Consider the following 5,460-nt stretch of genomic DNA (forward strand, 5'->3'; position numbering starts at 1 on the left):
CTGTGTATCGACATCAGCCGCAACAACGGCACTATCGCCGCGATCTTTGCGGCGAATGATACCTATGACGAGATCTACGCGAAGGTATCTGTCCACGGCGTTTTCGTGCTCCATAAGCCGACATCCAAAACACTGGTCTCACAGGCGGTGTCCCTGATGGTATGCGCCAGAGAACGCCTGCGCTCCCTGGAGAAGAAGGTCGGCAACACCGAGAGCAAGCTCGACGAGATCCGCATCGTCAACAAGGCGAAGTGGCTGTTGATCGATCAGGAGGGTTTGAGCGAGGCCGACGCGCATAAATATATCGAGAAGTCTGCCATGGATTCAGGTATCACCAAACGGCTTGCAGCTCAATTGATCATTGACAAATATCTGTAAATGACGTATTTTCTTAATAGGGAATGCGTCTTTGTCTTTTTCGGACGGTGTCAACCGGCGCACGCGTCGTTGACATCTCGGTTGACAGCGCGAAGCCTGATAAACAGTGGCTTTCTTATGATTGTCAACCATGTCAACCATGTAACCTTATAAAAAGAAAATAAATATAGAATAGGAATATAGTGAGATAAAAAAAGTCTTTGACCTCGGTTGACAGTAGACAGTTGACATTTCGGTTACATCACGGTTACATCAAAAAGTCCCATAAACAGTGGGATTATCAGCATACGTAACTATGTAACCATGTAACCATATAAAAAGAAAAAATATATAGAACAGGAAAATAGTGTAATAAAACAGTTCTTTGACCTCGGTTACAGGTTACAGTTACACTTTCGGTTACATTGATGACCGACACTTTCATTGCAAAGGAGAATGCTTATGTGCGGAATAGTAGGCTATGTCGGACCGCGCGACTGTACGGACGTGCTGGTATCGGCTCTGACAAAACTGGAATATCGCGGATATGATTCCGCGGGTATCGCCGTGTTTGAAAACGGCAGGATCGAAGTCGCCAAAACCAAGGGCAGACTGGCTGATCTGACTCAGAAGATGGAGAAGGAGGGTAAGCCGAAGGGTCACGCGGGCATCGGTCATACACGCTGGGCGACTCACGGCGAGCCGAGCGACGTCAACTCTCACCCACATTCGGGTCGCAGGGTCACCATCGTCCACAACGGCATCATCGAGAATTACAAACAGCTCAAGCAATTTTTGATTGAGAACGACCGCAACGAGTTCCTCTCCGATACCGATACCGAGGTCGTGGCGCAGCTGCTCGACTTCTACTATGACGGCGATCCTATCCGCTGTATCCGCAAGACGCTCCATGAGCTGCGCGGTTCCTTTGCGCTGGGGATCATTTTCGCCGACCGTCCCGAGACCGTTTACGCGGTGCGGTGCGAGAGCCCGCTGATCGTCGGTCAGGGTCAGGACGAGGTGTTCATCGCCTCCGACGTACCTGCCATCATCAAATATACCAAGAACTACTATCTGCTTGAACAGGGCGAGATCGCCATTTTGAAAGACGGCAGCGCAGAATTTCGCTCCCTGCACGGCAGACCGCTCAAAAAGGAATTGCTCTTCGCCGACTGGGACGAGGACAGCGCTGAGAAGGGCGGCTATCCCCACTATATGCTCAAGGAGATCCACGAGCAGCCCACGGCTGTCAAAACGACGATCACGCCGCGCATCGAGGACGGTCTGCCGAACCTATCCGAGTGCGGTATCATCTTCGGAACGCTGAGAAATCTGAAAAACATCTTTATCGTTGCCTGCGGCACTGCCATGCACGCGGGAATGGTCGGCAAATATGTCATCGAAAAGCTCGCGCGCGTTTCTGTGACGGTCGATATCGCCTCTGAGTTCCGCTATCGCGATCCGCTGCTGACGCACGACGATTTGATCATCATTATCAGCCAGAGCGGCGAGACCGCCGACAGCAAGGCGGTACTGAGCCTTGCCAAGTCACGCGGCGCCAAGACGCTCGCGATCGTCAACGTCAAGGGCAGCTCTATTGCCAGAGAAGCCGACATGGTCATCTACACCCACGCCGGTCCCGAGATCGCCGTCGCCTCCACCAAGGCGTATATGGTCCAGCTTGCGGTCATGTATCTTTTCGCCTTTGAAACGGCTCTCGCCAAGGGCAAGCTTGAAGAGAAGGAATGCCGCAGACTGACTGCCGCGCTCCTCAAAATGCCCGACGTTATCGAGAAAACGATCAACAAGGTCGTGGATATGTGCCAGTATGTTTCCACCAAGCTGATCACCGCCGACAGCCTACTGTATATCGGCAGGGGACTTGACTATGCTCTGTCGATGGAAGGCTCCTTAAAGCTCAAGGAGATCAGCTATATCCACTCGGAGAGCTACGCCGCGGGCGAGCTCAAGCACGGCACGATCTCGCTGATCACCGAGGGTATGCCCGTGATCGCCGTCGCGACCCAGAACACCCTGCTCGAAAAGACCGTCAGCAATATCAAAGAGGTCAAGGCGCGCGGCGCGATGACGATCGTGATCTGTGACGAGGAAGCGGATATCGACGCGGACGCAGTCGACTACATGATCCGTATCCCGAAGATCAACGAAACGCTGATGCCGATGGTCGCCACGGTGCCCATGCAGCTCCTCGCCTACTATACCTCGGTCAACAAGGGCAACGACGTCGATAAACCCCGCAACCTCGCCAAATCCGTAACGGTTGAGTAATTGAACACATATACACGGCGTACTCTTCAAAGGAGTGCGCCGTGTTCTTTTTAAAAAGGTATAAAAATACAGACCCCGTCGCAAATCGGGGTCTGTAAACCAAAGGGGAGTGTGTGCAAGTTTTCTTTTGGCAATAATGTTGATGAAGTATATATTGTTTGAAGAAATCTCCCCTAAAGTCCGTGTTGATCCTGATCTGCGGTGACAGATCAGGATAACGAAAAAAGAAGGGTTTTGGGATTCCAAAATAGCAAAAAAGACGCCTTGAACCCCTTGGGGGATTCAAGACGCCTTTGTCTTTACTGTCTGCATTATACGCTCAAGTCTTTTTATAAAATTATTTTAACGCTTTGATGTGCGAAAGATTGACACGGCACGCCGATAATGCTATGATACAGGATAGAATCCTATCCACAACACTTCTGAAAAGAGGGTGTCACCGTGACAACGGAAGAAAACCAGATCATGCAGTATATCGAGGAAGAGGACGTTAAGTTCATACGCCTTGCTTTTTGCGATATTTTCGGCGTACAAAAGAATATCTCCGTCCAGCCTACCGAGCTCCACAGAGCGTTCGAAAAGGGCTATCCGATCGACGCTTCTTATGTATCGGGCTTCGGCGGCGATTACGGCGTAGACGTATGGCTTCATCCCGAAGCGGATACCGTTTCCGTCCTCCCGTGGCGGCCCGAGCACGGCAAGGTGATCCGTATGTTCTGCTCGCTTTGCTATGCCGATGGCCGGAATATGCCCGCCAAAAGGGCTATCGGTTCCACTTTAAGTCCGAGATGCAGTTCTATCTCTTCAAGACCGATGATAGCGGCAACCGCACCTATACGCCCTACGATCACGCGGGCTATATGGATATCGCGCCGCTGGATAAGGGCGAGAACATCCGCCGCGAGGTATGTCTGACGCTGGAGCAGATGGGGATCATGCCCGAAAGCTCTCACCATGAGGCGGGACCCGGTCAGAATGAGATCGACTTCAAGTATGCTCACGCCCTGCCCTCAGCCGACAATACAAGCACGTTTATCTCCGTCGTCCGCACGATTGCCGCGCGCAACGGTCTGTATGCCGATTTTTCGCCGAAGCCGATCTCCGATAAGCCCGGCTCGGCGCTCCATATCAGAATGTCGGTCAAAGCAAAAAACGGTGAGGAAGTCACCGATCGCGCCATCGCCGGCATCCTGAAAAACATCGCGGATATGACGATCTTCCTCAATCCGACCGAAAAATCCTTCAAGCGCTTCAACAAGATGAAAGCGCCGAAGTACATCACCTGGTCGGACAAAAACCGCGCTCAGCTGATTTTTGCGACCCGTACCGAGAGCGGCGGCAGATGCTTACAGCTTCGCTCACCCGACCCCAACGCCAACCCGTATCTGGCGTTCGCGCTGATGATCTATGCGGCGGTCGACGGCATTGAGAACAACGAACCCCTTCCGCCTTCTACCGATACACAGCAGCAATACCTGTCCTCGTCGGAACAAAACGCAGCGGAGCTTCTGCCCGATACCCTTGTCAGGGCACAAAGTGCCGCTTTAAACAGCGACTTCATCAAGCGGTTCATTCCCGAAAGCATCATCAAAGCATATTGTAATTAAATCCGCGATTGACTTACTTCGTAGGGCGGGGGCTTGCTCCCGCCGAGACCTTTTAGTATGATTCATGTTTCATGCGAAGCATATCAAGCTTCATTTGCTATTGAAGCATTGTGCTTATAGAAAAGTTTCGGCGGGAGCAAGCCCCCGCCCTACGTCTTTATCCCAACAGCTTCTTGATCCTCTCTACCGCTTCTATGGTGTTCTCTCTGTCCCCGAAGGACGTCAGGCGGAAATAGCCCTCGCCCTGACTGCCGAAGCCCTCGCCGGGTGTTCCGACTACCTGAGCGTTCTCGAGAAGATCATCAAAGAACTCCCAGCTCCCCATGCCCTTAGGACATTCGAGCCAGATATACGGCGAGTTTTTGCCGCCCGTATAGAATATCCCCAGCTCGTCGAGCGCCTTGGAGATGATCCGGGCGTTCTCTTTATAGTAGGCAATATTGGCTTTGAATTCTTTCTGCCCTTCCTGTGAGAATACGGCGGCCGCGGCACACTGCACGGGATAGGACACGCCGTTGAATTTGGTCGCCTGTCGGCGGTACCAAAGGGCATGGAGTTTGTGACCGTCGCGGGCAAGCTCCTTCGGGATCACCGTATAGCCGCAGCGCACGCCGGTAAAGCCCGCAGTCTTTGAAAGAGAGCAGAACTCGATCGCGCATGTTCTTGCCCCGTCGATCGCAAAGATCGAGCGCGGACAGTCGTCCTCGATAAACGCCTCATATGCCGCGTCATACAGAATGAGCGCGTCATGTTGATTGGCATAGTCCACCCATGCCTTGAGCTGTTCGGAATTGTACGCCGCGCCGGTGGGATTATTCGGGGAGCAAAGGTAGATGATATCCGCATGAACACTCTCGTCGGGCATCGGGAGAAAACGATTTTCCCTTGTACCGGGCGCGTATATGATCTTTCTGCCTGCCATGATGTTGGCGTCAACATAGACAGGATAGACCGGATCGGGAACCATCACGACGTTATCGGTGCCGAAGATATCGCCGATATTGCCCGTGTCGGACTTTGCGCCGTCGCTGATAAAGACTTCATCCGCTCTGACTGTTACCCCAAAGCCTGCGTAATATTTTGCGACCGCCTCGCGTACAAAATCATAGCCCTCATACTCGGGATAGCCCTTGAAGGTCTCTTTGAGGCTCAGCTCTCCCGCGCCGACCTTCATCGCCTGTACGGCAGTGCGCGGCAGAGGGAGCGT

The 5,460-nt window shown here is 52.7% G+C and carries 4 protein-coding genes and 1 pseudogene; 4 read left to right on the plus strand and 1 reads right to left on the minus strand.

Annotated features, from left to right (window positions below; all coding sequences use genetic code 11):
* The 4 genes and pseudogenes from R2I50_RS10040 to R2I50_RS10055 form a co-directional block, all read left to right on the plus strand.
* The coding region (locus tag R2I50_RS10040) for an ANTAR domain-containing protein (RefSeq protein WP_316609006.1) at nucleotides 1-378 on the plus strand (378 nt) is incomplete at its 5' end.
* Between the two features lie 441 nt (nucleotides 379-819).
* Entirely contained in the window at nucleotides 820-2,646 is a 1,827-nt protein-coding gene (glmS, locus tag R2I50_RS10045; protein WP_316609007.1) for a glutamine--fructose-6-phosphate transaminase (isomerizing), read from the plus strand.
* Nucleotides 2,647-3,111: 465 nt separating this feature from the next.
* Nucleotides 3,112-3,312 (plus strand): annotated as a pseudogene (locus R2I50_RS10050) (glutamine synthetase beta-grasp domain-containing protein); the annotation flags it as partial.
* A 122-nt stretch (nucleotides 3,313-3,434) separates the two neighbouring features.
* Nucleotides 3,435-4,253: a glutamine synthetase family protein gene (locus R2I50_RS10055; RefSeq protein ID WP_316609008.1), complete on the plus strand. Its 819-nt coding sequence runs from the start codon at nucleotides 3,435-3,437 to the stop codon at nucleotides 4,251-4,253.
* A gap of 157 nt (nucleotides 4,254-4,410) precedes the next feature.
* On the opposite strand, the gene R2I50_RS10060 is transcribed toward R2I50_RS10055, so the two are convergent.
* Nucleotides 4,411-5,460 (minus strand): LL-diaminopimelate aminotransferase (locus R2I50_RS10060; RefSeq protein WP_316609009.1); only part of this gene is annotated, 1,050 nt, incomplete at its 5' end.

The organism is uncultured Ruminococcus sp. (assembly GCA_902785355.1).
In the GTDB taxonomy this organism is placed as follows: Bacteria; Bacillota; Clostridia; order Oscillospirales; family Acutalibacteraceae; genus Ruminococcoides.

Bases quoted from the DNA above. Each gene is read 5' to 3' on its own strand.
- glmS (WP_316609007.1), top strand. From the start codon at position 820: ATGTGCGGAATAGTAGGCTATGTCGGACCGCGCGACTGTACGGACGTG.
- R2I50_RS10055 (WP_316609008.1), top strand. From the start codon at position 3,435: ATGCAGTTCTATCTCTTCAAGACCGATGATAGCGGCAACCGCACCTAT.